The sequence below is a fragment of the Rhodococcus sp. GA1 genome (assembly GCF_024321955.1).
In the GTDB taxonomy this organism is placed as follows: Bacteria; Actinomycetota; Actinomycetes; order Mycobacteriales; family Mycobacteriaceae; genus Rhodococcus; species Rhodococcus pyridinivorans.
The window spans coordinates 3,907,995-3,934,776 of sequence record NZ_CP097186.1 but is presented as its reverse complement, the minus strand read 5'-3'; the positions used below and the strand labels follow the sequence as shown (position 1 = coordinate 3,934,776).

General features: G+C 68.9%; 28 protein-coding genes. 6 read left to right on the top strand and 22 right to left on the bottom strand.

The genetic code is table 11. The features are described from left to right. Positions 1-45 precede the first annotated feature (45 nt). Positions 46-1,560, bottom strand: a complete 1,515-nt coding sequence (locus M3330_RS18350) for a type VII secretion-associated protein (RefSeq protein WP_255025859.1) — start codon at positions 1,558-1,560, stop codon at positions 46-48. After that, a complete protein-coding gene (gene eccCa, locus M3330_RS18345; RefSeq protein WP_200358405.1) occupies positions 1,560-5,543 on the bottom strand; it encodes a type VII secretion protein EccCa in 3,984 nt (1,327 codons plus the stop codon). Before eccCa ends, M3330_RS18350 begins: the two co-directional genes overlap by 1 nt. A 195-nt stretch (positions 5,544-5,738) precedes the next feature. On the opposite strand from eccCa, the gene eccD reads away from it, so the two are divergent. Both eccD and mycP read left to right on the top strand, forming a co-directional pair. Continuing rightward, positions 5,739-7,190 carry a type VII secretion integral membrane protein EccD gene (eccD, locus tag M3330_RS18340; protein WP_231781809.1) on the top strand — a complete coding sequence of 484 codons (1,452 nt, stop codon included), beginning with the start codon at positions 5,739-5,741 and terminating at the stop codon, positions 7,188-7,190. After that, positions 7,187-8,554: a type VII secretion-associated serine protease mycosin gene (gene mycP, locus M3330_RS18335; RefSeq protein WP_033096999.1), complete on the top strand. Its 1,368-nt coding sequence runs from the start codon at positions 7,187-7,189 to the stop codon at positions 8,552-8,554. The genes eccD and mycP overlap by 4 nt, the downstream gene beginning before the upstream one ends. 1 nt (position 8,555) lies before the next feature. On the opposite strand, the gene eccB is transcribed toward mycP, so the two are convergent. After that, positions 8,556-10,010 carry a type VII secretion protein EccB gene (gene eccB / locus M3330_RS18330; protein ID WP_247849394.1) on the bottom strand — a complete coding sequence of 485 codons (1,455 nt, stop codon included), beginning with the start codon at positions 10,008-10,010 and terminating at the stop codon, positions 8,556-8,558. 139 nt (positions 10,011-10,149) lie between these two features. Between eccB and eccE the strand changes: the two genes are divergently transcribed. Then, the gene (gene eccE, locus M3330_RS18325) at positions 10,150-11,835 is read left to right on the top strand and encodes a type VII secretion protein EccE (RefSeq protein ID WP_255025852.1); all 1,686 of its coding nucleotides are present in this window, start codon (positions 10,150-10,152) and stop codon (positions 11,833-11,835) included. On the opposite strand, the gene M3330_RS18320 is transcribed toward eccE, so the two are convergent. Together M3330_RS18320 and M3330_RS18315 are read right to left on the bottom strand one after the other, a co-directional pair. Beyond that, entirely contained in the window at positions 11,823-12,398 is a 576-nt protein-coding gene (locus M3330_RS18320; protein ID WP_019288595.1) for an NADPH-dependent FMN reductase, read from the bottom strand. The two genes, eccE and M3330_RS18320, sit on opposite strands and share 13 nt — an antisense overlap. Then, positions 12,395-13,000, bottom strand: a complete 606-nt coding sequence (locus M3330_RS18315; protein ID WP_006550047.1) for a TetR/AcrR family transcriptional regulator — start codon at positions 12,998-13,000, stop codon at positions 12,395-12,397. The genes M3330_RS18320 and M3330_RS18315 overlap by 4 nt, the downstream gene beginning before the upstream one ends. Before the next feature lie 69 nt (positions 13,001-13,069). Between M3330_RS18315 and M3330_RS18310 the strand changes: the two genes are divergently transcribed. Together M3330_RS18310 and M3330_RS18305 are read left to right on the top strand one after the other, a co-directional pair. Then, positions 13,070-14,212: an acyl-CoA dehydrogenase family protein gene (locus tag M3330_RS18310; protein WP_006550046.1), complete on the top strand. Its 1,143-nt coding sequence runs from the start codon at positions 13,070-13,072 to the stop codon at positions 14,210-14,212. Between the two features lie 59 nt (positions 14,213-14,271). Continuing rightward, positions 14,272-15,174 (top strand): phosphotransferase family protein, encoded by a 903-nt coding sequence (locus tag M3330_RS18305; protein WP_033096995.1) that lies wholly within the window; start codon positions 14,272-14,274, stop codon positions 15,172-15,174. Positions 15,175-15,258: 84 nt separating this feature from the next. Here M3330_RS18305 and M3330_RS18300 read toward each other — a convergent pair whose 3' ends face one another. The 9 genes from M3330_RS18300 to infA all read right to left on the bottom strand — a co-directional run bounded on the left by M3330_RS18300 (position 15,259) and on the right by infA (position 20,947). Beyond that, the gene (locus M3330_RS18300; RefSeq protein ID WP_255025845.1) at positions 15,259-16,260 is read right to left on the bottom strand and encodes an alpha/beta hydrolase family protein; all 1,002 of its coding nucleotides are present in this window, start codon (positions 16,258-16,260) and stop codon (positions 15,259-15,261) included. 35 nt (positions 16,261-16,295) lie between these two features. Continuing rightward, positions 16,296-17,147, bottom strand: a complete 852-nt coding sequence (truA, locus tag M3330_RS18295; RefSeq protein WP_255025843.1) for a tRNA pseudouridine(38-40) synthase TruA — start codon at positions 17,145-17,147, stop codon at positions 16,296-16,298. Between the two features lie 5 nt (positions 17,148-17,152). Further along, on the bottom strand, positions 17,153-17,707 hold the full coding sequence (rplQ, locus tag M3330_RS18290; protein ID WP_006554582.1) for a 50S ribosomal protein L17: 555 nt from the start codon (positions 17,705-17,707) through the stop codon (positions 17,153-17,155). Between the two features lie 30 nt (positions 17,708-17,737). Beyond that, positions 17,738-18,799: a DNA-directed RNA polymerase subunit alpha gene (locus M3330_RS18285; RefSeq protein WP_006554583.1), complete on the bottom strand. Its 1,062-nt coding sequence runs from the start codon at positions 18,797-18,799 to the stop codon at positions 17,738-17,740. A 101-nt stretch (positions 18,800-18,900) separates the two neighbouring features. Further along, the gene (gene rpsD / locus M3330_RS18280; protein ID WP_006554584.1) at positions 18,901-19,506 is read right to left on the bottom strand and encodes a 30S ribosomal protein S4; all 606 of its coding nucleotides are present in this window, start codon (positions 19,504-19,506) and stop codon (positions 18,901-18,903) included. Between the two features lie 22 nt (positions 19,507-19,528). Beyond that, entirely contained in the window at positions 19,529-19,942 is a 414-nt protein-coding gene (rpsK, locus tag M3330_RS18275; protein ID WP_006554585.1) for a 30S ribosomal protein S11, read from the bottom strand. Beyond that, positions 19,942-20,310 (bottom strand): 30S ribosomal protein S13, encoded by a 369-nt coding sequence (rpsM, locus tag M3330_RS18270; protein WP_006554586.1) that lies wholly within the window; start codon positions 20,308-20,310, stop codon positions 19,942-19,944. The genes rpsK and rpsM overlap by 1 nt, the downstream gene beginning before the upstream one ends. Positions 20,311-20,519: 209 nt before the next feature. After that, entirely contained in the window at positions 20,520-20,633 is a 114-nt protein-coding gene (rpmJ, locus tag M3330_RS18265; RefSeq protein ID WP_003938068.1) for a 50S ribosomal protein L36, read from the bottom strand. A gap of 92 nt (positions 20,634-20,725) precedes the next feature. Next, positions 20,726-20,947 (bottom strand): translation initiation factor IF-1, encoded by a 222-nt coding sequence (infA, locus tag M3330_RS18260; protein WP_006554587.1) that lies wholly within the window; start codon positions 20,945-20,947, stop codon positions 20,726-20,728. Positions 20,948-21,166: 219 nt separating this feature from the next. Between infA and dtd the strand changes: the two genes are divergently transcribed. Further along, entirely contained in the window at positions 21,167-21,604 is a 438-nt protein-coding gene (gene dtd, locus M3330_RS18255; RefSeq protein ID WP_019288600.1) for a D-aminoacyl-tRNA deacylase, read from the top strand. A 24-nt stretch (positions 21,605-21,628) separates the two neighbouring features. On the opposite strand, the gene map is transcribed toward dtd, so the two are convergent. From map to rplF, 8 genes are all read right to left on the bottom strand, one after another. After that, the gene (gene map, locus M3330_RS18250) at positions 21,629-22,426 is read right to left on the bottom strand and encodes a type I methionyl aminopeptidase (protein ID WP_255025840.1); all 798 of its coding nucleotides are present in this window, start codon (positions 22,424-22,426) and stop codon (positions 21,629-21,631) included. A 14-nt stretch (positions 22,427-22,440) separates the two neighbouring features. Beyond that, on the bottom strand, positions 22,441-22,986 hold the full coding sequence (locus M3330_RS18245; protein ID WP_220666893.1) for an adenylate kinase: 546 nt from the start codon (positions 22,984-22,986) through the stop codon (positions 22,441-22,443). Next, the gene (secY, locus tag M3330_RS18240; protein ID WP_059382411.1) at positions 22,983-24,296 is read right to left on the bottom strand and encodes a preprotein translocase subunit SecY; all 1,314 of its coding nucleotides are present in this window, start codon (positions 24,294-24,296) and stop codon (positions 22,983-22,985) included. The genes M3330_RS18245 and secY overlap by 4 nt, the downstream gene beginning before the upstream one ends. Positions 24,297-24,523: 227 nt before the next feature. Beyond that, positions 24,524-24,967, bottom strand: coding sequence for a 50S ribosomal protein L15 (rplO, locus tag M3330_RS18235; protein WP_006554592.1), 444 nt, complete (start codon positions 24,965-24,967; stop codon positions 24,524-24,526). Positions 24,968-24,969: 2 nt separating this feature from the next. Then, positions 24,970-25,149 carry a 50S ribosomal protein L30 gene (rpmD, locus tag M3330_RS18230; RefSeq protein WP_255025836.1) on the bottom strand — a complete coding sequence of 60 codons (180 nt, stop codon included), beginning with the start codon at positions 25,147-25,149 and terminating at the stop codon, positions 24,970-24,972. Continuing rightward, entirely contained in the window at positions 25,149-25,796 is a 648-nt protein-coding gene (gene rpsE / locus M3330_RS18225) for a 30S ribosomal protein S5 (RefSeq protein ID WP_006554594.1), read from the bottom strand. The genes rpmD and rpsE overlap by 1 nt, the downstream gene beginning before the upstream one ends. Before the next feature lie 31 nt (positions 25,797-25,827). Further along, positions 25,828-26,235 carry a 50S ribosomal protein L18 gene (gene rplR, locus M3330_RS18220; protein WP_255025835.1) on the bottom strand — a complete coding sequence of 136 codons (408 nt, stop codon included), beginning with the start codon at positions 26,233-26,235 and terminating at the stop codon, positions 25,828-25,830. A gap of 2 nt (positions 26,236-26,237) precedes the next feature. Next, positions 26,238-26,777 (bottom strand): 50S ribosomal protein L6, encoded by a 540-nt coding sequence (gene rplF / locus M3330_RS18215; protein ID WP_255025834.1) that lies wholly within the window; start codon positions 26,775-26,777, stop codon positions 26,238-26,240. Between the last annotated feature and the right edge of the window lie 5 nt (positions 26,778-26,782).

Below are 26,782 nucleotides of genomic sequence, written 5' to 3'. Positions count from 1 at the left end.
CCGGTATCGGTTCCGCGCCTTCCGAAATTCGTGGACCTACTTTTCTCACCCGCCCCGGAGGGTGTGGACGGCCTGCTCACATTCACTCCGGATACGGGTCCATTCCCCCTCGAGGTACTGGCATCCCACGGAGACCTGAAGTCCGGGGAAGACCAGGACCGACCACCGCACCACCGAGTAGTCGTCGGGAACTTCGGTGTACGCCACGACCTTGCGGTCGGCGAAGGTCGTGTCGGTGTCGAGGTCGCGGATGACAGGTGCACGTTCGGCGGCCCGCTCCGCCAACGCGGAGGCGACCGAGCGCTCGTCGATCCCGTCGGGAAGATCGCGGTACACGACCAGGATCCGGCGATCGGTTCCGCCGACCGGTATCAGTTCCGCGCGCCCCTCGGGCACAGTCGCGGGGTCGCGGACGCGCCAGCCCTCCGGCAGGTCGAGGTGCAGCGGACCGGCGTCGATCCGCGTCGACGGGGAGGGACCGGCGTCGGCGGCCGACTCGGGCTCACGAGCGTCGGTCGGCGGCTCCTCTGCAGCAACGACTTCCGGCGGAGCCGGGACCTCCGCGTCTCCACCTTCTCCGGTGAGAAGCGGCCACAGGAAGATCGCAGCGGCGAGCAGGAACGGAATCACCGCCCCGGCGACGACCAGCGCGGGCACCGTGCCGGCCCGCCCGCCACGAGGGGGATCCGGGCGTGCGCGCACCTCGCTGAGCCACGGCAGTGTCCTGTCGGGTCCGTCGGTCGTCGGAGCGATGGCCGGGGCTCTCGCGGTCCCTCCGGTTCCTGCCGGTGGCGCCGGAGGGCCGGTCACGGCGCTGAGCATCTCCGAGGCCGCGACGGGCAGCACCCGCCGACCCGAACCCACGAGATCAACTGCGAGAGAGAAGTATTCGACACCGGACGGTTCGCCCGGGCCGCCGGTCACCACCACGACCTCCGGCCCAGCCCCGCCGCACACCGAGGTCAGCAGGTTCTCGAGTCGCATCGCGGCGTCCGGGGAGTGCACCGACAGACCCGGATCGCGTGCGAGTCGTTCGACGGTCGGCCCGTCGGGCCCCGGCGGAGCGATGCTCACGGCGGTGACTCCCCCGGCGGCGAATTCGAGCACCGCACACCGCTCGTGCGGCGCAGGATCGGCGGCGCGCGCGGCGGCCACCGCGGCCGGAAGCAGGATCGTATCGCCTGCGACCTGCCGCACGGCGGTCCGGAAGAGATCGCGGCGCCGCTCGTTCCACCAGGTCGGGTGTATCGCGCACGCCACCCCGCCGATGTCCGGTGCACCCACGGTCGCTGCGGCGTAGGAGACGAGCCCGCTCAGCAGTTCTCCGAGTTCGGTTTCCCCTTCGACCGCGGCCGCATCCACGAGTTCCGTGACATCCATGAGTCCTGCGACGCCGGCCGGCTCCGACGGTTCCTCCGCTGCCGCTCCGTAGACCCGTCGGTCGCCGAGATCCGCGGCGAGAGCGGGCACGCTGCGCGTGGTTCCGGGCCATCCGATGTGGACGGATCCGGGTGTCAGCGTGAACGCGACCGCGACGACCGTCTCGTCCCGGAGCGCCATCACACCTCCGGCGCCCACGCGGTCTGGACGAGCGCCGTGCCGTCGCGTCGTACGAGTGTGCCGCGGCCCGGCGGTACCGGCGACGGACGGACCGCGCCGACGAGCGCTCCCTCGTCGCGGCTACCGCTCATGATCAGACCCGGAGTCGACAACTCCCGCAGACGCCCGAGGATCGGTTCGTACATCGCGCGTCCGGCACCACCCGAGCGACGTGCGACCACCAGGTGCAGGCCGATGTCACGTCCCTGCGGGAGATAGTCGAGCAACGGCAGCAGCGGATTCTGGCCAGAGGTGGCGACCATGTCGTAGTCGTCGATCACCACGAACACTTCGGGTCCGGTCCACCACGATCGATCGCGCAGCTGTTGTTGCGTCGTGCCGGGGCCCGGCAGCCGGCGCTCGAAGATGCCGGCGAGTTCGCGGACCATGGCTGCGAGGACCGTTGCCGACGCAGCGTATCCCCCGAGATGGTCGCCGCCCACGACACCGAGCAGCGTGCGGCGGTAGTCGCCGACGATGATCCTGGTCTGCGCACCGCTGCCGGCTTCGACCAGTCCGCGGCACAGCCCTCGCAGCAGATTGGTCTTGCCGCACTCCGAGTCGCCGAAGATCAGCAGGTGCGGATGGTCGGTGAAATCCACCGATACGGGCGCGAGTTCGGATTCGTCGATGCCGATCGGGACGGAGAGCCGGGCCGCCGGGGACGCGTCGGCCGGTGGCGGCCACCCTGAGGGCAGAGCTGTGAGAAGGTCGGGCCGGTCGATGCGTTCGGGCAGCATGCGCACCGGTGGCGCCGAACGCCCCGGCGTGGCAGCACGGACGGCCTCGACCGCCGCTGCGACGCCGACCGCGAGATCGGCCGGATCGGAGCTTCCATCCACCCGCGGCAGCGCCCCCAGGATGTGCAGGCCATCGCGGTCGATACCGCGTCCCGGCCGCCCTTCCGGCACCATCGCCGCTCTCTTTCGGCCGTACTCGGAGTCGGACGGGTCGCCGAGGCGGAGTTCGAGCCGCGTACCCAGCAGGTCGCGCATGGCGGGCCTCACGTCACCCCAGCGCGGGGCGCTGAGCACCACGTGGATGCCGTAGGACAGACCCTGGGCGGCGAGGATCCCGATCGTCTGTTCCAGTGCCTCGAAGTCCTGCCGGATGCTCGGCCAACCGTCGACGACGAGAAAGACGTCGCCGAACGGATCGCCGGTGGCCGGTGCGACCGCGTCGGCGCGCATCCGCCGCAGCTGAGCTATGGACTCGATGCCGTTCTCGGCGAAGGACCGTTCGCGACGACGCAGCAGCGACATCATCTCCGCGACCGTGCGGCGCACCCGGTCGGTGTCGTGCCGCCCCGCGACGGAACCGACGTGCGGCAGGCCGGCCAGACCGGACAACGTGCCACCACCGAAATCGAGACCGTAGAACTGCACCTGCTCGGCGTTGTGCGTGAGGGCCATCGACAGGACGAGGCTGCGCAGCAGTGTGGACTTCCCGGACTGCGGGCCGCCGACCACCACGACGTTGCCGGCCGACCCGGACAGGTCGACCACCAGCGGGTCGCGGCGTTGCTCGAACGGCCGGTCGACGACACCGACGACGGTGCGCAAGGTTGCGTGACGCGGCACGTCGCCGGTGAGCACCGACCTGGGCAGCAGCATGTCGAGCGACGGGGAGTCGTCGAGCGGAGGAAGCCACACCTCGTGCGCCGGTGTTCCGTGCCCCCGCATCCGGTCGACGACCACCTCGAGCACGCTCCGGCCGTCGCCCGCGGGAAGAACCGGGAGCGGCTCCGTGACCGGGGCGGGCGGACCGGCGTCGACCGGCACCGCCCGCGCGGTGAAGAGCCGGGGCCGGGACGTGCCGGCCGGCACCGCCGATCGGGTGCGCCGGGTGGGGCGGCCGGGCTCGTACGGCCCCGAGACGTACGCCGCGGAGAACCGCTGGATGTCGGCGGAATCGGTCCGCAGATATCCGGCGCCGGGTGTCGACGGCAGGTGGTAGGCGTCGGGAACGCCGAGAACGCTCCGCGATTCGTTTGCGGAGAAAGTCTTCAGGCCGATGCGGTACGACAAGTGGCTGTCGAGACCGCGGAGGCGACCCTCGTCGAGTCGTTGGCTGGCGAGCAGCAGGTGCATGTGCAGCGACCGGCCCAGGCGTCCGATCGCCGCGAAGAGGTCGGCGAATTCGGGCTGTTGAGAGAGCAGTTCGGAGAACTCGTCGACCACGATGAACAGCGCGGGCAGCGGGTCGAGCGGTGCACCTGCCGCCCTGGCCTTCTCGTAGTCGCCGACGTTGGCGAAGTTGCCTGCGGTCCGGAGCAGTTCCTGGCGGCGGTTCATCTCGCCTTCGAGGGCGTCCTTCATGCGGTCGACCATCGCGATCTCGTCGGCGAGGTTGGTGATCACCGCCGCGACGTGCGAGATCCGGTCCAGACCGAGGAAGGTCGCGCCGCCCTTGAAGTCCACGAGGACCAGGTTGAGTGCCTCCGGCGGGTGCGTCGCCACGAGACCGAGGACCAGCGTCCGCAGGAACTCGCTCTTTCCCGATCCGGTTGCGCCGATGCACAGTCCGTGCGGTCCCATCCCGTTCTCGGCGGCCTCCTTGAGGTCGAGTTCGACAGGCGCACCGTCGATGCCGACACCGATCGGTACCCGCAGGCGGTCGCGCCCGCGGCGTGGCACCCATACCTGCGCGGGGTCGAAGCGGGCCACGTCCCCGAGGCCCAGCAGCTCCTGCCAGCTCGACGGCCGGTCGTCGCCGGCGCTCTCGTCCACCGCTCCGCTCGTCACCCGGTACGGCGCGAGCAGTCTGGCCAACGTCTGTGCCTGCGGAGTCCCGATGCCGTCGGCATCGGCGAAGATGTCGACGTCGGTGCCGGTGGCGACCCCGACCCGTCCTTCCTCGACCACCAGGCGCAGGCCGCGCGTCGCGCTGAGCCGCGTGGCGTAACCGGAGAGGTCGAGCACGGTCACTGCGTCGAGACCGTCGTCGAGCACCCCCGAACCCGATCCCGTGACCCCGCCGTCGACGACCACGACGAGGTGCACGGCACCCTCGGTGGCCGGGGCGTTCCGGACGAATCTGCTGCGACCGGCGAGGACCGCCGCGAGATCGGTCTCGAGTTCGAACAGCGAACCGAACACCGTGCGTGCACTGCCCGCACCGTCGCGCAGGACCGGGTTCTGCGCATGCGGCAGCCACTTGATCCATTCCCATTCCGCAGCGGTGTCGGGCCCGCACACGACGGCGACCTGCAGTGTGTCGGGACCGTGGAAGGTGCACGCCTGCGCGAGCATCCCCCGAGCGAGCGAGCGCGCCGCGCTGCGATCGCCCTCGAGGCCGATCGCCGCGAAACCCCGCAGCGACACAGCCGTGGGCAGCGCCTGCACCACCGAGTGCGCGCGCACGAACCTGCGCAGCGACAGGGCGGCGACGGGTTCGAGATCCTCGACCGGCCCGGTGTCCGGAGGCACGAGTCGGGTCGCGAGTCGCTGCCCGCCGCGCCCCACCCTGAGGTGACCGAAGTCGGGATCGGTGCTGCGCCGCTCCCACATCCGGACGGTGCCGGCGAGGGTCCACAGCAGGGCCGGGTCGGGATGCGACCATTCGAGCGCCCGACGTTGTTCGTGCGCCGTCTCGGTGACCTCGCGCCGGAGCTGGTCGAGATAGCGCAGATAGTCCTTGCGGTCCTCGTTCGCCTCGGCGGTCTTCGTTCCCCCGCTGCGACCACCGTTGGCGAGCATGCCCACCAGGGACACGACCATCATGAGCGGGAAGATCATCGCCATGGGGCTGCGTGCGGCGCCGGTGGTGAACATCAGCGCGACCATCCCGATCATCGCCGCGACCATCACGAGCGGGAGCAGTCTGGTCACCAGATTGCCGGGCGTAGCCCGGGGAATGTCCGGTGGCGGTTGGACACTCACCTCGCCGCTGGGAGCGCGCGGTGCCTCCCGCCGTGCTCTGCGTACGAAACGCACGGTACTCACGTTCGTCACCCCCCGGAACGCCGTCGGCCGCCCCCTACGGCCCCACGGTCGTGGAAGACTAACCCATGGCTGCGACCTTCCGTGCTCCTGTTCGCCCCTCGGCCCCTCGACGGACAACTCGGGCACGACACCGGTCGGGACGATGTCGTATGGTCTGCGTCGTTCGGACTGCAGTGACGGGGGGAACCGAGGCCGATGACATCTGTGCGTGCGCGATCCGAGACCCCGGGGCAGGTGGGCGCCCCGGATCTGTGCCGGATCACCGTGCTCGCCCGCCACACCGAGGTCGATCTCGCACTGCCCCTCGACGTTCCGGTGGCGCTGCTGCTCCCGGGGATCGTGAATCTCGTCGCCGGCCACCGGCCCGACAACGACTTCGACGCGACACCCGAACGCACGGAACCCGACGGCTGGGCGCTCGCCCGGATCGGTCGGGCCCCGCTGTCCGGTGCGCTGAGTCTCGACGAGCACGGCGTCCGCGACGGGGAGATCCTCGTCCTGGAGGACGCCGGATCCCCCGCTCCTCCACCGTTGTTCGACGACGTCATGTACAGCGTCGCGGCCTCGGACCGGACCACGACGCCGTGGGGTGCGGGCCCGTCGGGTCTCATCGCGGCCGTCCTGGGTCCGGTCGCCCTCGCCGCGGGCTGCGTACCGTTGCTGTTCCTGCCCGACGGCGCGAGCCGTCTCGCCCTCGGAGCCGTGTGCGCCGCGCTGCCTCTCCTGGTGCTGCTCGCCGCAGGCATCCTCGCCCGGCTCCACGACGATCGACGGACCGCGACCGCGCTGCTGTGGTGCGCCTTCCCGCTCGCAGCGACGGCCGGGGCGCTGCTCGTTCCCGGCGAATCGCCGGCGCCGCGTCTCGTCCTCGCCGCGGCACTGACCGGTGCGGTCGCAGTGCTCGCCGTGCGTGCCACCCGCATCGGCCTCGCACCGTGCACGGCGGTCGCCGCGACCGCCGCGGGCGTCGTCGTGACGGCCACCCTCGCATCGACCACCGAACTCGAGGCGCGCGCCCTCGGAGCCGGAACGGTGGTGGTGGCGCTGCTGCTCGCCGGCACGGCACCACGCCTCGCGGCGATGCTCGCGAAACTCCCCATCCCCCCGGTCCCTGCTCCGGGCGCTCCGCTCGAACCGGAGACCCCCGAGAGCAGCGTGTCCGGGTTGCCGTCACAGGCGGAGCTCGAGCACCGTGCGAACCGGGCACGGAGCGCGCTCACCGGAATCGTCCACGCCGTCGTCCTACTCACGGCGGGCGGAGCATGGTGCGCCGCGTTCCCGTTCGACGGAGACGTGTCCGTGCCCGCGGTAGCACTGGCCGTGGCGTCGGCCGTGGTCCTGGTCTTCCGAGGCCGCACCTACACCGCGACCGCGCAGGCGGCTCCCCTCGTGGCCGGTGGCGCGGTACTGCTGCTCGGGCTGCTCGTCGGTGCGGCAGCGAGCGGAGCGTTGCCGCCGTGGGCGGTGTTCGCATCCGCTACGGGTCTCGCGTGTGCCGGTTTCCTCTTCGGTGTGGTCGCGCCGCGACGGACGTTCACCCCGGTACAACGCCGGATCGCCGAGATCGCGGAGTACGCGACCATCGCCACCGTCGTGCCGTTGGCCTGCTGGGTCGCCGGTGTGTACGCAGCGATCCGCGGACTGTGACGGTGCGGCTGTCACACCGGTTCGCGGTCCTGGCCCTCGCCGCCCTGATAGCGACCACTACTCCGGGTCTCGCGACCGCCGCGCCCCCGGTACCCGATCCGGCGCAACTGCCCGCCGGCGCGACGCCTGCGCCTCCCGAGGCCACCGAGATGCGGGTGCTGTGCGCAGAACTGCCGGATGCTCCCGACGGACCGCAGATCCCTCGGGCACAACGCATCCTCGACTTCGCGTCCGTGTGGCCGATCACCCGGGGAGCGGGGCAGGTGGTCGCCGTCATCGACACCGGGGTCCATCCGCATCCGCGGTTGCCGGCCCCGAGGCCGGGTGGCGACTACGTGTCCACGGGTGACGGCACCGAGGACTGCGACGCGCACGGCACCCTCGTCGCCGGCCTGATCGCGGCGCGGCCGACACCCGGATCGGGTTTCGCCGGTGGCGCACCCGACGTGGGGATCATCGCCATCCGCCAGTCGAGCGGCCATTTCTCCGACCGCTCCCGATCGGACGACGACGCCGCGCGCAACGCCTCCGGATACGGCGACGTACGGACCCTCGCGGCGGCCGTCCGGCAGGCGGTGGATCTCGGCGCCACCGTCGTCAACATCTCCGAGGTCGCCTGCCGAACGGTCGCCGAAGGCCTCGTCGACGGTCCGCTGGGAGCGGCAGTGCAGTACGCGACGGATGTACACGACGCGGTCGTCGTCGCGGCGGCCGGCAACACCGACACCTGCCGCGAAGGCAATCCGCGCTCGGCGGATCCGGCCGATCCCGGTGCGGATCCGTGGGATTCGGTCGTCACCCTGGCATCACCGGCCTGGTACGACGAGTACGTCCTCACCGTCGGCGCGGTCGAGGACGACGGCACACCGGCCGGGTACAGCCTGCCCGGGCCGTGGGTCGACGTCGCCGCTCCCGGGAGCGGGCTCGTCTCACTCAATCCCGGCACCGACGGTCTGGCCGACCTGATCCCCGGCCCCCAGGGCGGCAGACCGGTGTCCGGGACGAGTTTCGCGGCGCCGCTCGTCGCGGCGACGGTCGCGCTGGTGCGCTCGCGGTACCCGCAGTTGTCCGCCCGAGAGGTGATGACGCGCATCGAGAGCACCGCCCACTCCCCCGCGGAAGGATGGAATCCGCAGGTGGGCCACGGGGTCGTCGACCCGCTCGCCGCCGTCACCGCGCCGCTGCCGGCCGGGCGCGCGGAGCCGATGCCGGCGGTTGCCGTCGCCGAGCCGACTCCTCCCCCGGTACCGGATCACCGGCCGCGCACCATCGCACTGATCTCGGCTGCGGCCGTGATCGCCGCGACCGCCCTCGTTCTCGTCCTCACTGCACCGGCACGACGACTCGCCCGATCACGGACCTGAATCAGTTGCCCGCCCCGACGGGGACCGCCTCCGGGTCGGCGGCGACACCGTCGTGTGCGAGCAGCGCCTGTTCCCGGCCGAGCGCGGGTCCCGGAGCGAGCAACTGCAGGATGGGCCACGGGACCCGGGCGGGTGGATCCGTGAAGCCGAGTGCCGCAGCGGCGTCCGCATCGGTGATGCCGTACCGCACGCCGGTGTCGGCGACGTAGAACAACGAACCGAGACGGTCGGTGTCCGAGGTCAGCGAGGTGGTCTGCACGTATCTGCCGCGGCCCGGCGGGATGTGGATCGCGTCGACCTGCGGTCCGGCATCGTCCGCCTGGGCCGGGACCACCGGCACGGCGTCCTTGCCGGTGGGCAGGGCCGTCCCCGCGGACAACCGCAGAGTCGAGCGGTGCCGGTCGTTCTCGCCTGTGCCGGGCTGCCAGGTGGAGCACGCCACAGGCCTCTCCCCCGGATCGACGATGCGCGGGACGACCTCGGGAAAGGTGTCGACCGGCAGTTCGTGCACGGCCGGCGCGGCTGCGAGGACGTCGGGTGGAATCACCGGAATCTCGGGTGCTCCTTGCGAATCCGAGAAGTGGATGAGATGTGCGGTGGCCCGCGAGACCTCCTGCACACCGTTCTCGAGCACTACGTGGAAACTCTGCCCGTCCGGTTCGGACACCGCGACGACCGACCCGACTCGCACACCCGGGATCGACATGCCCGGGACACCTCCGGCGCCGGTGATGTGGGGTGCCGCCAGCTTCGGCGATTCCGGCACGGCGGCGAGCAGTCCGGGACTCGCGGGGCGCGCACGGGAGACGTCGATGCCCAGCAGGCGCACGAGCGACCGGTCGTTCGGGTCGATTTCGGCGCGTCTGCCCTCGTAGAGCAAGTGGTATCTGCCGTCCGCGGCCACGAGGAGCGCTTCGTCGTCGGCGAGCACCGAGCCTGCCCGGTGGTCGGGTGTGCCGGCGAGCACGGCGGTGGTCGAGGACTGCAGACCGTTCGGGTCGGCGACGTCGCACACCGTCCACGGCACCTCCTCTGCATCATGGACCAGGGAGGACGGCGCACCCGGGATCCCCACCAGCGGTCCGCGTGGTCGTGTCGTCAGTTCCTCGTCGGCTACGACCGCCGGTTCGGTGGGCGATCCGAGGATAAGCCGGGCCGACGCGAGATTCAGGACGGGATGGAAGGTCGTGCCGATCGCGACGTAGAGCGCACCGGAGTCGCGTCCGACGACGACGGAAGCATCACCGATCCGGTCCTGGGGGCGGAACAGGGCAAGGGCGGCACAGCCTCCCAGCACGACACACGCGACGACGACTCCGACGACGAACGCCCGGAACTGGGAACGCATGGGATCGTGGATCATTCGTACGTCGCCCCGCACCAAAGCATGATCCATGCGTCGTGCCAGGAAACGGTATCCACTGACCTGCCATCGCGTGGTCGGTTGCGCTGCCATCGATCTCCCCCCGTACGGCACGCTCTCTGGCGCAACACAGTACAGTCCAGTCGGGCGTCCACCACAGGCGCTCCGCGCGGTCAGGGGGAAGGTCGGCACCGCGCCGGAATCATTGCCGGCCGTCGTTCGGGGGGGATCGATGCAACGAACCGTCTTCGAGTCGGGGGATTCACGGGTCAGCACAGCGCCCACCGGTGCACGGATCAGCACAGCAGCAGGTGATGCGAGAAGCCGTGTCGCCGTGCGGCTCGTGGGTGCCCAGTGCGTCGCCGCCCTCGTATGGACGCTGGCGGTGGTGTCGGGGGCGTCCGTGTGGGTGGCCTGCGCGATCGCCGTGCCACCGGCCGCGCTGTGCCTCGTGCGGATCGGCGGACGCGGCACAGCCGAATGGATCGCGACCGTTCTGCGCCGACGCCCGGACGACGTCTCCGTCTCGGGTGCCCTCCGCGACTTCCACGTCGGGTCGGCAGTCCCGGTGGGGGTGCTATGGGACGGCCCGTACGCGACCGTGGTTCTCGAACCGTTCTCACCGGCCGGTGCGATCACCCGACTCGGGCGCGACAGCGAGGAGACGGGGCGAACGCTCCCCCTCGACGCGATCGCCGCCTGCCTGTACCGGCACGACGTCGTCCTGGACGGGATCGATGTCGTGGTGCAGGGGCGCCGGGTTCGCGACTCGACCCCCGCGGGGCAGGCCTACGCACAGTTGCTGGGCCCGCTTCCCGCCGCGGCCGAACGCACGGTGCGGGTGGTGCTCCGACTCGACGTCACGTCCTGCGCGGCCGCTGCCGCCCGTCGGGGCGGAGGCTCCGAGGGTGCCGCCCGGACCGTCGTCGCGGCGGCGCGGCGCGTGATCCGCGCGCTCGGCGACGCCGGGTACGGTGCGCGACTGCTCACCGCGAGCGAGATCGAACAGGCCGCGCTGCGCATCTCCCACGGGGTCCCGGCGACGGAGTGGGCCCCGACGCGCCGGCACGTCGCCCTGGCCTCCGCGTTCGACTCGGGCGGCGCCTTCGACCCACGTCGGATCGACCGCCGCCACACGGCGGCGATCTGGTCGCATCCAACTTTGGCGTCGACACTGGTCCTCCGCTTGCGACCGGGTGATGACGGGTCGGTTCGGGTCGGGGCGCTGGCACGGTTCACCACGCGCGAGGCGGACGTCCCCTCGGTGGCCGGACTGTTCCCGGCGTACGGACGTCACGCCGAACTCCTCACAGCGGCATTGCCCCTCGGGGTTCCGCAACTGGAAGACCGGGTTCCCTTGCGCGAATCGCGTAGCGGGGAACTCGACGCCCTCGCTCTTCCGGCCGGTGGGTGTGGGCAGCTCATCGGATCGGACGACGCCGGTCGCGCCGTCACCGCGCGTCTCACCGGCCCCGGAGTCCGCTCGGTCCACATCGCGGGCGAGTTGTATCTCGCCCAGCAGGTGGTCTTCCGCGCCGTCGCGGTGGGGGCGCGGGTCGTCGTCCACACCGACCGGTCCGGTGCGTGGCGCGGCCTGGTCGGATCCGCGGCCGGACCCGACCGGCTGCGTCTGGCGGGCGAGTACGCGGGCGACCACGATTTCGACACGGTCGTCTACGACGGCGTCCCGCCCACCTCGTCCATGCCGCACGCGACCGCGATCCACGTGCACATCCACCCGGACGGATGGCCGCGCGAGCGCCCCACGGTGTCGTTGCTCCAACCCGGAGCGGCCGGGGGCCGTGTGGTGCTCACGGTAGGCGGCGAACGCACGCCTCTCACCCTCGTGACGATCGCGGCGGAGAGCACCCATCTCGGCCGGTCGCGCATGCCGGATCCGGCGCCTCAGCCGGGATAGCGGTCGAGGGCGGTTCCGGCGCGGACGGTGCGGGCCCACCAGGCGATCTGGTCGAGCATGCGTTCCGCGCCGTCGATCGCGGCCTCGTCCGTGGTGGTGCCGTCGGCCGCGAAGGCGTGCTTGACGCGGTGGAAGCTCACCGACTGCCGCACCGGCACCATGTGGACCTCGACGACGACCTGCCGCAACTGCTCGACCGCGCGCAATCCGCCGGACAGGCCACCGTAGGAGACGAATCCGACCGGCTTGGTGCGCCATTCGTGCTTGACGGTGTCGATGGCCGTCTTCAGCGCGGCGGGATAGCCGTGGTTGTACTCGGAGGTCACCACCACGAAGGCGTCCGCAGCACCGATGCGACCGGTGAAGGCGTCGGCGTCGGGACCGCCCGAGAGGTCGTGCGGGAGCGGAGTCTCGGCGAGATCGAGAACGCCGACGTCGAACTCGGGCCGACGCCGTGCGGTGGCCGCGAACCAGTCTGCGACGACCGGCGCGATGCGACCGGCGCGGACACTCGCGACGACGACCTCGAGGCGGATCGGATCGTTCGGTGCAGCCGTGGTCATAGGGTCGATCGTAGGTGCGGTGCGGTCGAGAGCCCGTGCGCGAGCAGTGCGGCGAGTTCCCGGTAGGCACGTGCGTCCTCGAGACCGGTCGCCTCGGCCACCTGTCGTTGCTGGATGCGGACCATGACCGAGGCGACGACGTCGGCGACGAAGGCCGCGTGGACGTCGCGCAGTTCGCCGGCCGCAACTCCCTCGGAGATGAGCTGGCGGACGCGGTCGGCGGCGAACCGGGTGTTGCGTTCGTAGACCTCGCGCGCGACCGGCGTGTGGGCGATGTCCTCCATGAACCGCGTGGAGGCGGGTTCGAGTTCGCGCCCCACGGCCTCGAGATAGGCGCCGATGCGAGCCTGGGCGTCCGCGGCCCGCGCGACGTCGGCCTCCACCCGGTCGGCGGCACCCTTGAAGAAGTGGACGGTCGCCGCGTAGACGAGCCGGTCCTTGTTCTCCGCGAGTGCGTAGAGCGTCGATTTCGAGCAGCGCAGACGCGCGGCGATGTCGTCGAGGGTCAGGTGCGCGAAGCCTTCTGCCAGGAATAACGCGACCAGATCGTCGAACAGTTGCGCCTGCCGGGCGGTGGGCCGCCGGCTACCGACTCTTGCCATACCGAGAACAGTACTGCAGTATCGTCCTCAGTACTATTTTTGGTCCCCAGTCTTCCAGGAGGAACCACCGTGCCCGTCGAGCGTCTGCTTCCCACCCGCGAGGCCTACGACCTGATAGACCTCACCCGCGACGTTGCCGACAAGGTGCTCGCCCCGCGCGTCGACGAGCACGAGCGCAAGGAGACCTTCCCCGAGGGCGTCTTCCCCGCACTCGGCGCCGCAGGGCTGCTGAGCCTGCCGTACCCCGAGGAGTTCGGCGGCGGCGACCAACCCTACGAGGTCTACCTGCAGGTCCTCGAGGAACTCGGCGCCCGCTGGGCTGCCGTGGCGGTTGCGGTGAGCGTGCACGGACTGTCGTGCTTCGCGCTCGCCACCCACGGCACCGACGAGCAGAAGAACAAGTGGCTCCCGGAGATGCTGGGCGGCAACACCATCGGCGCGTACAGCCTCTCCGAGCCGCAGGCCGGATCCGACGCCGCGGCCCTCGCGTGCCGTGCGAAACCCGTCGACGGCGGCTACCGCATCACCGGCTCGAAGGCGTGGATCACCAACGGCGGCAAGGCCGACTTCTACACCCTGTTCGCCCGCACAGCCGACACCGGCAGCAAGGGCATCTCGTGCTTCCTCGTGCCCGCCGGCACCGAGGGCCTGTCCTTCGGCAAGCCCGAGGAGAAGATGGGCCTGCACGCCATCCCCACCACCTCCGCCCACTACGACGACGCCTTCGTCCCGGCCGAGCGCCGGATCGGCGCCGAGGGACAGGGACTGCCGATCGCGTTCAGCGCACTGGATTCCGGACGCCTGGGGATCGCCGCCGTCGCGACGGGTCTGGCCCAGGCCGCCCTCGACGAGGCGACGGCCTACGCCAAGGAACGGCAGGCCTTCGGCAAGCGCATCATCGACCACCAAGGCCTCGGCTTCGTTCTCGCCGACATGGCCGCCGCCGTCGACTCGGCCCGCGCCACCTATCTCGACGCTGCCCGGCGCAAGGACGCCGGCCTGCTCTACTCGCGGCAGGCGTCGGTGGCCAAGCTCGTCGCGACGGATGCCGCCATGAAGGTCACGACCGACGCTGTGCAGGTCCTCGGTGGATACGGCTACACCCGCGACTTCCCGGTCGAGCGCTTCATGCGCGACGCGAAGATCACGCAGATCTTCGAGGGCACCAATCAGATTCAGCGACTCGTGATCGCGCGGTCCCTCGCGGGGTGAACGATCGCAAGCCGGAAGCGACAGGGGTTTTCGCGGCGAAAGATCGCTAGAGTGCCTTCATGCCGGACGCCCTGGAGCGGCTCACTCCACAGCAACGCCACCTGCTGACGCAGCGGTTCGGCCGCATCGTCGTGGTCTCCGACATGAGTTGGGGGCTGGTGTCGACCACTGTCCTCGAGGTCGACACCGACGACGGGCTACTGGTCGTGAAGGCGGGCGGAACTCCGGATCGGCACATCGGCCGCGAGATCAGCGCGCACGAGCGGTGGACCGCTCCGTGGGTACGGTGCGGTCGGGCCGCCCGCATGGTGTTCGCCGACCGCGCGACGAAACTCGTCGTGACGGAATACCTTCCGGGGCGGCTCGTCCTGGGCACCGCCGCGTCGTCCCGTCTCGACGTCTACGAGCAGGCCGGCGCGCTGCTCGCCCAGTTCCATCGCCAGGAGCATGTGGTGGACGAGGGGTACGAGCGATCGGCGAACACGAAGACGCTGCGGTGGCTCGCGGCGCCGCACCGTATCGGTCCCGACGTCGCCGGCCGATTGCGCTCGATGGTCGAGGGATGGCCGACACCGACGGCCACCCTGGTGCCCACCCATGGCGACTGGCAGAGCCGCAACTGGCTCGCCGACGACATCGGTGTGGTGAAGGTGATCGACTTCGGGCGTGCCGCGATGCGCCCGGCGGGTGAGGACTTCGAGCGGCTCGCGGTACGCGAGTTCCTCCGGGTCCCCGGTGCCGAGCAGGCCTTTCTGCGTGGCTACGGCGAGGATCCCCGTGAGGAGGACGCCTGGTTCCGCCGACGTGTCCGCGCGGCGGTCGCGGTCGCGGTGTGGGCCTTCCATGTGGGCGACGACTGCTACGAGGCCGAGGGCCACCGCATGATCGCCGAGGCGCTCGGCCGCTTCCCGGTTCGCTCGATGCGCTCATCAGCAACGTCCTCGAGTTCCTGGACTGGCTGATCCGACGAGCACGTGAGAACGCCCGAGGGGGTGAGGTCGCGGACCTCACCCCCCGGGTGTCTTTTCGAGGGCAGCGCTCTCGGCTCAGGCGCCGATGGCCTCGCCGAACACGGGCCACGACTCGTGCAGGGCCTCCTGCCAGTAGCCCCAGGTGTGGGTACCGTCGGGCCGGACCGAGTAGGTCGCCTCGACCCCGGCTGCGTCCAGCGCACCGCGCAGTCGCGTCGTGCAATCGTTCACGCCGGCCTCGATGAGCCCGAGCAGAGCCACATCGGGAAGGACGGCGACACCGTCCTGCTCCCATGCCTTCAATTCGTACGGACCCGGGACACCGCTGCTCGTGGAGACGTACACGGCCTTGCCGCGCAGCTTCTCGGCGTTGAGCACGACGTCCTGTTCGGTCCAGTGCTCACCGGCGACCGGTCCCCACATGTTCTCGACCTCGCCCCCGCCGAACGCGACGACGATCTCCGCATAGCGCGAACCGATATCCGACGCGGTCTCGGCGCATCCACTGTACGAACCCACCGCCTGGTAGAGATCGGGCGCCTGCTGGGCGAGCGCCAGCGCCGACGTCGCCGACATCGACACACCGGCGATCGCGTTGCGGCCGCTCGCACCGAGTGTCTCGTCGACCACGGAGGGGATCTCCTCGGTGAGGAAGGTCGTCCACTTGTTGCGTCCGAGAACGGGATCGTCCTCGAGCCAGTCGGTGTAGTAGCTGAACGCGCCACCGACCGGAGTGACGACGTTGACGTTCTTGTCGCCGAAGAACTCCACGATGTCGGTCTGCTCGCGCCAGGTCGCCCGGTCCAGTCCCCCACCGGCACCGTTGAGCAGGTAGAAGACCGGTCGCGGCGCGCTCGTGTCGGCCGGTCGCAGCACCTGCAGCTCGATGGTGCGTTCCATCGACGGCGAGTACACGAACAGCGACCAATCGCGGTCGGTGTGCTTCTCGATGCGTTCGACAGTCGCGCTCTGCGACCGAGTCTCGCCGGTCGCGGCGGCCGGGAGATCCTCGGCGTGGGCGACCGCGGCACCGGACAGGACCAGCGACGAGACGGCGAGCGCCCCGATCGTCCCCATCAACGCAAACCGTCGTGCGCGCACATTCGTTCCCTTCATCCGCAACAGCCGGGCGTGATGGGCCCGCGCATCTCCCGCGTCGCAGCGTTGCGCGCGGCGAGTTCCTCGTCAGCAGGGTAGTCGACGCGAACCAGTGACAGGCCGTGGGCCGGTGCCACCGCGACGGACGCCGCACGTTCGCGTTCGTCGAGCAGGGCCGTCATCCACTCGACGCTGCGACGCCCCTCCCCCACGGCCAGGGCCGCGCCGACGAGGCTGCGCACCATCGACCAGCAGAAGGCGTCGGCGCTGACATAGGCGGTGAGGATGTCACCTTCGCGGGTCCAGTCGTATCGCTGCAGTTCACGTACGGTCGTCGCACCCTCCCGCCGCTTGCAGAAGGCGGCGAAGTCGTGCAGGCCGAGCAGCGACTGCGACGCGCGTTGCATCGCATCGAGATCGACGGCCTTCGGCCACGCGACGGTGTCGCGGGCACGCAGCGGCTCGGCGCCGTACACCGCTGTGGTGAGGCGGTATTCGTAGTGGCGCCGGATCGCCGAGAAACGCGCGTCGAAATGTTCGGGGGCGACGGAGATCCCGGTGACCCGCACGTCGCGGGGCAGGAACCGTGCGAGACGGCGGACCCAGCGCGACGGATCGTCGGGCAGCACCGCGGTGGGGACGTCGACGTGGGCGACCTGCCCGGAAGCGTGCACGCCGGCGTCGGTGCGACCGGCGACGGTGAGCAGCACGGGGGTGCGGACGATCGCGGAGAGCTTTTCCTCGATCTCCCCGCACACCGTGCGACGTCCGGGCTGCCGTGCCCAGCCGGAGAAGTCGGTGCCGTCGTACGCGATGTCGAGTCGCAGACGGGTTGTCTCGTGAGCTTCAGCAGATGCCGAAACCAAGTGGATTAGTCCTTCTTGGCCTCGTCCGCCTCGGGTGCGTCGGCAGCCGTGGCGTTGGTGTCCTCGACACCCTCGACGACGGCGTCGGCGTTCGCGACCTCGGCGTCGGTGGCCTCGGCCTCGACGGCCTGGACCGCGTTGTCCTCGGCGGGTGCCTGCGAGGCGGCGACGCGGCGAGCGCGGTCGGCCTCGGAGGTGACGGTCTTCTCGCGCACCAGCTCGATGATGGCCATGGGGGCGTTGTCGCCCTTGCGCGGCATCGTCTTGATGATGCGGGTGTAACCGCCGTTGCGGTCCTCGAAGGAGGGACCGATCTCCGCGAACAGCGAGTGGACGACGTCCTTGTTGCGGATGACCTTCAGCACCTCACGACGCGAGGCCAGCGTGCCGGCCTTGGCGTGCGTGACGAGCTTCTCGGCGTACGGGCGCAGGGCCTTGGCCTTGGCCTCGGTGGTGGTGATGCGGCCGTGCTCGAAGAGCGCGGTGGCCAGGTTGGCCATGAGCGCCTTCTGATGCGAGGCCGATCCGCCGAAGCGGGCGCCCTTCTTGGGCTTGGGCATGATTTTCTCCTAGTAACGGACCGTGAGCTGCTACAGCTGCTCGGTCTCGGCGTAGTCCTCGTTGCCGTCGTTGTCACCGAAGGAGCCGGCCTCGGTATCGCTCCAGGTACCGGTCGCGGCGTCGTAGCCGGCGACGGTGCTGGGGTCGAACGATGCCGGGCTGTCCTTGAGGGACAGGCCGAGCGAGTGCAGCTTGACCTTGACCTCGTCGATGGACTTCTGGCCGAAGTTGCGGATGTCGAGCAGGTCGGATTCCGTCCGTGCCACGAGCTCGCCGACGGTGTGGACACCTTCGCGCTTGAGGCAGTTGTAGGACCGGACCGTGAGGTCGAGGTCCTCGATCGGAAGTCCGAAGGAGGCGATGTGGTCGGCCTCGGCGGGCGAGGGACCGATCTCGATGCCTTCTGCTTCGACGTTCAGCTCACGAGCCAGACCGAAGAGCTCCACGAGGGTCTTGCCCGCCGAGGCGAGCGCGTCCCGCGCGCTGATCGAGTTCTTGGTCTCCACGTCGAGAATGAGCCGATCGAAGTCGGTGCGCTGCTCGACGCGGGTCGCTTCCACCTTGTACGTCACCTTGAGCACCGGCGAGTAGATCGAGTCGACCGGGATACGGCCGATCTCGGCGCCGGACGCCTTGTTCTGCACGGCAGGAACGTAGCCGCGACCGCGCTCGACGACGAGCTCGATCTCCAGCTTGCCCTTGTCGTTCAGGGTGGCGATGTGCAGATCCGGGTTGTGGATGGTGACACCGGCCGGGGGCACGATGTCGCCGGCCGTGACGGTGCCCGGCCCCTGCTTGCGGACGTACATGGTGACCGGCTCGTCCTCTTCGGAGCTCACCACGAGACCCTTGAGGTTCAGGATGATGTCGGTGACATCCTCCTTCACCCCGGGAACGGTGGTGAACTCGTGGAGAACGCCGTCGATGCGGATGCTGGTGACAGCGGCGCCCGGGATCGACGAGAGCAGGGTGCGACGAAGCGAGTTGCCGAGGGTGTACCCGAAGCCAGGCTCGAGCGGCTCGATGACGAACTTCGAGCGGTTTTCAGCGATGACCTCTTCGGTCAGTGCGGGTCGCTGAGAGATGAGCATCTGTTGCCTCCTTGTGGGCGTCCGCCATATGACGCCCTAGTGGAATGGAGCGGTGTCCTCCCGCCCGGACGGACCGGAGGACACCACGACACCGAGGTGTCTTACTTCGAGTAGTACTCGACGATCAGCTGTTCCTGCAGCGGGATGTCGATCTGCGCGCGCTCGGGGAGCTGGTGGACCAGCACTCGCAGACGCGGGCCGACGACCTGCAGCCAACCCGGAACCGGGCGCTCGCCCTGGGTCTCGCGGGCGACCTGGAAGGGCAGCGTGCTCAGCGACTTCTCGCGGACATCGATGATGTCGTACTGCGAGACGCGGTAGCTGGGGATGTCGACCTTCTTGCCGTTGACCAGGAAGTGGCCGTGGCTCACCAGCTGGCGGGCCTGACGACGCGTGCGGGCGAGGCCGGCACGGTAGACGACGTTGTCCAGGCGCGACTCGAGGATGACCAGCAGAACCTCACCGGTCTTGCCGGGGCGGCTTGCGGCCTCTTCGTAGTAGCGACGGAACTGCTTCTCCATGACGCCGTACGAGAAGCGGGCCTTCTGCTTCTCCTGCAGCTGGAGCAGGTACTCGCTCTCCTTGATCCGCGCGCGGCCGTGCTGGCCGGGCGGGTAGGGGCGACGCTCGAAGGCCTGATCGCCTCCGACCAGGTCGACACGGAGACGACGCGACTTACGGGTAACGGGACCGGTATAACGAGCCATTTTTCTTTACCTTCCTTTCCCGTTAGACGCGACGCCGCTTGGGCGGACGGCAACCGTTATGGGGCTGCGGGGTGACATCGGAGATGGTGCCGACCTCGAGGCCTGCGGCCTGGAGGGAACGGATCGCCGTCTCGCGGCCCGAGCCCGGGCCCTTGACGAAGACGTCGACCTTCTTGACACCGTGTTCCTGCGCCTTGCGGGCGGCGTTCTCGGCGGCGAGCTGTGCGGCGAACGGGGTCGACTTGCGCGAACCCTTGAAGCCGACGTGGCCGGAGGACGCCCAGGAGATCACGTTGCCCTGCGGGTCCGTGATGGACACGATGGTGTTGTTGAACGTGCTCTTGATGTGAGCGGCACCGTGCGGAACGTTCTTCTTGTCCCTCCGCCGTGCCTTCTGGGTCTTCTTCGGACCGGTGCTGCGTGACTTGGGAGGCATTACTTCTTCTTTCCTGCGACGGTGCGCTTCGGACCCTTGCGGGTGCGGGCGTTGGTCTTGGTGCGCTGTCCACGCACGGGCAGACCACGACGGTGTCGCAGGCCCTGGTAGCAGCCGATCTCGATCTTGCGGCGGATGTCCGCCTGAACCTCGCGACGGAGGTCACCCTCGACCTTGTAGCTCTCCTCGATGTACTCGCGGAGCTTGGCGAGGTCCTCGTCCGTCAGATCCTTGCTGCGCAGGTCCGGGTTGACACCCGTGGCCTCGAGGATCTCCTGGGAGCGGGTACGGCCGATGCCGTAGATGTACGTGAGTGCGATCTCCATCCGCTTTTCGCGGGGAAGATCGACACCTGCGAGACGTGCCATGTGGCATTCCTATTCGGTGTGCGGAGGTCTGCTCCCAGCCCGTCCCCTGCGTCGAAGAACTGTGTGATTCAAAAACACAGTGGGGCCCCGGCCTCCGTACCGGGGGTTGATCGCGCAGCTCCTCGACGGATCGAGGATCGTAACCACGCGACTGGTGCTGGAAGGTCTTCGTGCTTGTTGCCAAGCAGATCTTCGAGACGAAGGTGGATCTAGCCCTGACGCTGCTTGTGACGCAGGTTCTCGCAGATCACCATGACCCGACCGTTACGGCGGATCACCTTGCACTTCTCGCAGATCTTCTTGACGCTAGGCTGAACCTTCACGTAAGTCCGATCTCCTGTATGTGCGCCGCCGGACACGGCAGAGCCGGCCCGGCGACATGATTCTCCCCGACCGTGTGGCCGGGGAAGCTTCGTTACTTGTAGCGGTAGACGATGCGTCCACGCGTGAGGTCGTAGGGAGAAAGCTCCACGACAACGCGGTCCTCGGGAAGGATACGAATGTAGTGCTGACGCATCTTTCCGCTGATGTGGGCGAGAACCTTGTGCCCGTTCTCCAGCTCGATGCGGAACATCGCATTGGGCAGCGGTTCGATTACCCGGCCCTCGACCTCGATTGCCCCGTCTTTCTTAGCCATATCCTCCGCGATCCGTTGTTCGGCGTTGTGGTTGCATCGGCATCCGTTACCGTGACGCTCGGCAACTCCGGGACCGGACACGAACCGAGATTCGAAGGAATTCGACACGGGACCGATCGGAGCGCAGCGCGCACCACCGATCAATGGTACGGGAAGTTGACCGTCCAGGACAAATGAGCTCCGGCACACTCGTGCCCACGACCAGGAGGAGGACCGCACGTGCGGGCGTTGATCCAGCGGGTGACCACGGCGGCGGTGGCGGTCGACGGAGCCGAGGTGGCTCGCATCACGCCGGCCGAAGACGGTCACGGTCTGCTCGTGCTGGTCGGCGTCACGCACGACGACGACGAGGCCAAGGCCGCGACGCTCGCCCGGAAGGTGTGGACGATGCGCATCCTCGAGGACGAGCGATCCGCCTCCGACGTCGACGCCCCGATCCTGGTGGTCAGCCAGTTCACGCTCATGGCCGACACGAGGAAGAGCAGGCGTCCGTCGTGGTCGGCCGCCGCTCCCCGCCCGATCGCCGAACCTCTCGTCGATGCGTTCGCGAACGCTCTACGAGATCTCGGCGCGACGGTGGAGACCGGGAAGTTCGGGGCCCACATGGAGGTGAGCCTCGTCAACGACGGACCGGTCACGCTCCTCGTCGACGTATGACGCCGCGGAGTACGACCGCTCGCGTCACTCCGGCCGGACGGTGAGGATACGGGGGCCGTCCTCGGTGACCGCTACCGTGTGCTCCCAGTGCGCGGCCCGGCTGCCGTCGACGGTCACCACCGTCCACTCGTCGTCGAGGACCTCGGTCTCGTAGGTACCGAGGGTGAGCATCGGCTCGACGGCGAGCACCGATCCGACGACGAGCTTCGGGCCCTTGCCCGGCTTGCCTTCGTTGGGGAGGAACGGATCCATGTGCATCTCGCGCCCGATACCGTGACCGCCGTAGCCGTCGACGATGCCGTACAAGCGGCCGTGCACCTTCTCGGCGGCATGCGTGCCTTGCTCGATCGCATGCGAGACGTCGGTCAGGCGGTTGCCCGGGAGCATCGCCGCGATACCGGCCTCGAGCGACAGACGGGTGGCCTCGCTCAGGTCGATGTCGGCCTGCGACAGCTCCCCGACCCCGAAGGTCCATGCCGAGTCGCCGTGCCAGCCGTCGAGGATCGCGCCGCAGTCGATCGACACGAGGTCGCCCTCGGCGAGCACCACCGACACCGACGGGATGCCGTGGACGACGACCTCGTTGACCGACGAACAGATCGAACCGGTGAAGCCGTGGTAGCCCAGGAAGGACGGAACGGCCCCCGCATCGCGGATGACCGATTCCGCCACCTGGTCGAGTTCCAGGGTGCTCACGCCCGGCTTGGCGGCCTCGCGCACTGCGACGAGTGCGGCACCGACCACGGCTCCCGCCGCCGCCATCGCGTCGAGTTCACCCGAGGTGCGGAACGGAACCACTGAGCGCTTGCGCCCGAAACCCATGTCGAACTACCCGTCTACTTTCCGAGTGCGGACAGAGCCCGCGAATTGATCTCCTCGACCTCACCGATCGCGTCGACCGTGATGATCGAGTCGGCGTAGTAGTCGAGCAGCGGGGCCGTCTCCTCACGGTAGACCCGGAGACGGTTGCGGATCACGTCTTCGGTGTCGTCGGCGCGACCGCGGGCGAGCATGCGCTCGACCACGACGTCCTCGTCGATGACGAAGGACAGCACGCCGTCGAGCTCGACACCGAGATCCTTCAGGATGTTCTCGAGTTCCTTGGCCTGCTCCACGCTGCGCGGGAAGCCGTCGAGGAGGAAGCCGTTGGCGGCGTCGGGCTCGGCCAGACGCTCACGCACCATGTTGTTGGTGATCTCGGCGGGAACGAGCTCCCCCGCGTCGATGTACTTCTTGGCCTCGACGCCGAGCGGGGTGCCCTGCCCGATGTTCGCGCGGAAAAGATCGCCCGTCGAGATGGCGGGGATGCCGAGCTTCTCGGACAGAATCGCGGCCTGTGTGCCCTTGCCGGCACCGGGAGGACCGAGCAGTACAAGTCTCACTTGAGGAACCCTTCGTAGTTGCGCTGCATCAGTTGACTTTCGATCTGCTTGACAGTGTCCAGCGCGACACTGACGAGAATGAGAACCGCGGCGCCACCGAAGATGCTCGAGGCCGTCTGGCTGCCGGACAGGAAGAAGTTCGGCAGCGTCGCGATGAGACCGAGGTAGATCGAGCCCGGAACCGTGATGCGGTTGAGCACGAAACTGAGATATTCGGCGGTCGGGCGACCGGGGCGGATGCCCGGGATGAAGCCGCCGTACTTCTTCATCTCGTCGGCCCGCTCCTCCGGATTGAAGGTGATGGCGACGTAGAAGAAGACGAAGAACACGATCAGGGCGAAGTAGATCGCGATGTAGACCGGGTTGTTCGGATTGACCAGGTACTCGTTGATGATCCGCTGCCACCAACTCGGATCCGGGTTCGTCGTGGCACCGGTGAGCTGCGCGACGAGATTGGGCAGGTACAGCAGCGACGACGCGAAGATGACGGGGATGATGCCCGCCTGGTTGACCTTCAGCGGCAGGTAGGTCGACGAACCGCCGTACATACGACGGCCGACCATGCGCTTGGCGTACTGCACCGGGATCCGGCGCTGACCCTGCTCGATGAACACGACACCCGTGATGAGGGCCAGGGCCACGACGCAGACGATCGCGAAGACGAGGCCGCCGCGGGATTCGAGGATCATGCGACCCTCGCTCGGCAGCGCGGCCGCGATACCGGAGAAGATCAGCAGCGACATGCCGTTGCCGACGCCGCGTTCGGTGATGAGCTCACCGAACCACATGACGACGGCGGCACCGGCGGTCATCACCAGCACGATGACGACCATCCCGAAGATGCTGTCGTCGGCGAGGATCGGCTCCGAGCAGCCCTGCAGCAGCTGCCCTCGGGCGGCGAGCGCGACGATGCCGGTGGCCTGCAGGACGGCGAGCGCGACGGCGAGATAACGCGTGTACTGCGTCATCTTGGCCTGGCCGGACTGGCCCTCCTTGCGCAGTTCCTCGAAGCGTGGAATGACCACGGTGAGCAGCTGGACGATGATGCTCGCGGTAATGAACGGCATGATGCCGATCGCGAAGACCGACAACTGCAGTAGCGCGCCGCCGGAGAACAGATTGATCAGCGAGTAGATGCCGGCCTGCTCGCTGCCGGCGAGCTGATCGACACAGGCCTGGACGTTGCCGTAGTCGACGCCCGGGGACGGCACGGTAGCACCGAGGCGGTACAGCGCCACGAGCCCGAGGGCGATGAGAATCTTCCGCCTCAGGTCCGGTGTCCTGAGGGCCGAGACGAAGGCGGAAAGCAAAGATCCTCCTGGCGGGCCGATCGGGGACGACGGATCGAGAGGGATCCGTCGGACGGTAGACAACTCTGAAACTCTAACAGTGGGCCCCGATGAGAGGCGTAGCCCGGTAGCCTATGTCACCGCTGCGAACGCAGCTTGGGACACCGGTGTGAACGCGCGAACGGCCGCGGTGCAGGTATCTGCACCGCGGCCGTTCGACAGCCGTGACTCACACGCGAAAGTACAGGTCAGGCCTGGACGGTCGCGCTGCCACCGGCTGCAGCGATCTTCTCCTGAGCGGAGGCCGAGAACTTGTCGGCGGTGACCTGCACGGCCACCGTCAGCTCGCCCTCGCCGAGGACCTTGACGAGCTGGTTCTTGCGAACCAGACCCTTCGCCACGAGGTCCGCGACACCGATCTGTCCACCCTCGGGGAACACGCGAGCGATGTCCCCGACGTTGACGATCTGGTACTCGGTACGGAATGCGTTCTTGAAGCCCTTGAGCTTCGGCAGACGCATGTGGATGGGCATCTGGCCACCCTCGAAGGCCGGCGACACGTTCTTGCGTGCCTTCGTGCCCTTCGTACCGCGGCCGGCGGTCTTGCCCTTCGAACCCTCACCGCGTCCGACGCGGGTCTTGTCCGTCTTCGCACCCGGAGCCGGGCGCAGGTGATGCAGCTTGATGGTCATTCTCAGACCTCCTCAACGATGACGAGGTGACGCACCACGTTGATGAGGCCACGATTCTGCGCATTGTCCTCGCGGACGACGGACTGGCGGATCTTCCGCAGACCGAGGGTCCGGAGGCTGTCGCGCTGATTCGACTTGGCCCCGATGGTGCTCTTGATCTGGGTGATCTTCAGCTCTGCCATTACTTCACGCTCCCAGCAGCCTGTGCACGTGCGCGCAGCATGCCGGCGGGGGCAACTTCCTCGAGGGTGAGGCCACGGCGAGCCGCGACTTCCTCGGGACGCTGCAGACCCTTGAGGGCCGCAACCGTCGCGTGCACCACATTGATGGCGTTGTCGGAGCCGAGCGACTTCGACAGGATGTCGTGGACACCCGCACACTCCAGCACCGCGCGCACAGCGCCACCGGCGATGACACCGGTACCGGGGGAAGCCGGACGCAGCAGGACGACACCGGCTGCAGCCTCTCCCTGGACGGGGTGGGTGATGGTTCCGCCGATGAGCGGGACGCGGAAGAAGTTCTTGCGAGCTTCCTCGACACCCTTCTGGATGGCCGCGGGAACTTCCTTGGCCTTGCCGTAGCCGACGCCGACCAGGCCGTTGCCGTCGCCCACGATCACCAGAGCGGTGAAGCTGAAGCGACGACCGCCCTTGACGACCTTCGACACACGGTTGATCGAGACGACACGCTCGATGTAGTTCGACTTCTCGGCAGCGTTGCCGCCGCGCGAGTCGCGGTCGCGGCGGTCGCGACCGCCACGGTTGTCACCGCTGTTGGGGTTCTGTCCGGCGGGGCCATTGCCGCCGTCACGCCGCTGACGTCCCGGCATCAGGCGTTCCTTCCGTTCGAGAAAATGGTCATCAGAACTTCAACCCGCCTTCGCGAGCCGCGTCCGCGAGGGCCGCGATGCGTCCGCTGTAGGTGTGGCCACCGCGGTCGAAGACCACGGCTTCCACGCCGGCAGCCTTCGCGCGCTCGGCGATCAGCTGACCGACCTTCGCGCCGCGAGCCTTCTTGTCGCCCTCGAGAGCGCGCACATCGGGTTCGATGGACGACGCTGCGGCGAGAGTGGTGCCCGTCAGGTCGTCGACCAGCTGCACGTGCAGGTGGCGCGAGGACCGGTTGACGACGAGGCGGGGACGCTCGGCGGTGCCGGAGATCTTCTTGCGGAGGCGGAAGTGACGACGCGTCTTCGAAAGGCGACGCGTGGTGGAGGCGTCCTTGCCGCGCGGGATGCGCTTGGCCTTCTGGTTCTCGGTCTGGCTCATGATCACTTACCCGTCTTTCCGACCTTGCGACGGACCTGTTCACCCTCGTAGCGGATGCCCTTGCCCTTGTAGGGGTCGGACTTGCGCAGCCGGCGGATGTTGGCCGCGATCTGGCCGACCTTCTGCTTGTCGATGCCCGAGATCGAGAAGCGCGTGGGGTTCTCGACGGCGAACGTGATGCCCTCGGGCGCCTCGATCAGCACGGGGTGGCTGTAGCCGAGCGAGAACTCGAGGTCCTTGCCCTTGAGGGCCACGCGGTAGCCGACGCCGTGGATCTCCATCTTGGTGATGTAACCCTCGGTGACACCGACGATGAGGTTCTGCACGAGCGTCCGCGACAGGCCGTGCAGCGCGCGGCTGCGACGCTCGTCGTTCGGGCGCGTGACGTTGATTGCCCCGTCCTCACCCTTGGCGACGGCGATCGGCTCGGCGATCGTCAGGGACAGGTTGCCCTTGGGGCCCTTGACTGCAACATCCTGGCCGTCGATGGTGATCTCGACGCCCGAAGGAACTGCAACGGGGAGTTTTCCGATTCGCGACATTGTGG

What these genes read in the sequence shown, in the direction of transcription:
- M3330_RS18350 (WP_255025859.1), bottom strand. Translation starts at nt 1,560, where the DNA reads ATGGCGCTCCGGGACGAGACGGTCGTCGCGGTCGCGTTCACGCTGACA.
- eccD (WP_231781809.1), top strand. Translation starts at nt 5,739, where the DNA reads ATGACATCTGTGCGTGCGCGATCCGAGACCCCGGGGCAGGTGGGCGCC.
- eccB (WP_247849394.1), bottom strand. Translation starts at nt 10,010, where the DNA reads ATGGCAGCGCAACCGACCACGCGATGGCAGGTCAGTGGATACCGTTTC.
- eccE (WP_255025852.1), top strand. Translation starts at nt 10,150, where the DNA reads ATGCAACGAACCGTCTTCGAGTCGGGGGATTCACGGGTCAGCACAGCG.
- M3330_RS18320 (WP_019288595.1), bottom strand. Translation starts at nt 12,398, where the DNA reads ATGACCACGGCTGCACCGAACGATCCGATCCGCCTCGAGGTCGTCGTC.
- M3330_RS18315 (WP_006550047.1), bottom strand. Translation starts at nt 13,000, where the DNA reads ATGGCAAGAGTCGGTAGCCGGCGGCCCACCGCCCGGCAGGCGCAACTG.
- M3330_RS18305 (WP_033096995.1), top strand. Translation starts at nt 14,272, where the DNA reads ATGCCGGACGCCCTGGAGCGGCTCACTCCACAGCAACGCCACCTGCTG.
- M3330_RS18300 (WP_255025845.1), bottom strand. Translation starts at nt 16,260, where the DNA reads ATGGGGACGATCGGGGCGCTCGCCGTCTCGTCGCTGGTCCTGTCCGGT.
- rplQ (WP_006554582.1), bottom strand. Translation starts at nt 17,707, where the DNA reads ATGCCCAAGCCCAAGAAGGGCGCCCGCTTCGGCGGATCGGCCTCGCAT.
- M3330_RS18285 (WP_006554583.1), bottom strand. Translation starts at nt 18,799, where the DNA reads ATGCTCATCTCTCAGCGACCCGCACTGACCGAAGAGGTCATCGCTGAA.
- rpsD (WP_006554584.1), bottom strand. Translation starts at nt 19,506, where the DNA reads ATGGCTCGTTATACCGGTCCCGTTACCCGTAAGTCGCGTCGTCTCCGT.
- rpsK (WP_006554585.1), bottom strand. Translation starts at nt 19,942, where the DNA reads ATGCCTCCCAAGTCACGCAGCACCGGTCCGAAGAAGACCCAGAAGGCA.
- rpsM (WP_006554586.1), bottom strand. Translation starts at nt 20,310, where the DNA reads ATGGCACGTCTCGCAGGTGTCGATCTTCCCCGCGAAAAGCGGATGGAG.
- infA (WP_006554587.1), bottom strand. Translation starts at nt 20,947, where the DNA reads ATGGCTAAGAAAGACGGGGCAATCGAGGTCGAGGGCCGGGTAATCGAA.
- map (WP_255025840.1), bottom strand. Translation starts at nt 22,426, where the DNA reads ATGGGTTTCGGGCGCAAGCGCTCAGTGGTTCCGTTCCGCACCTCGGGT.
- rplO (WP_006554592.1), bottom strand. Translation starts at nt 24,967, where the DNA reads ATGACCATCAAGCTGCATCACCTGCGCCCGGCTCCGGGTGCGAAGACG.
- rpmD (WP_255025836.1), bottom strand. Translation starts at nt 25,149, where the DNA reads ATGGCAGAGCTGAAGATCACCCAGATCAAGAGCACCATCGGGGCCAAG.
- rpsE (WP_006554594.1), bottom strand. Translation starts at nt 25,796, where the DNA reads ATGCCGGGACGTCAGCGGCGTGACGGCGGCAATGGCCCCGCCGGACAG.
- rplR (WP_255025835.1), bottom strand. Translation starts at nt 26,235, where the DNA reads ATGAGCCAGACCGAGAACCAGAAGGCCAAGCGCATCCCGCGCGGCAAG.
- rplF (WP_255025834.1), bottom strand. Translation starts at nt 26,777, where the DNA reads ATGTCGCGAATCGGAAAACTCCCCGTTGCAGTTCCTTCGGGCGTCGAG.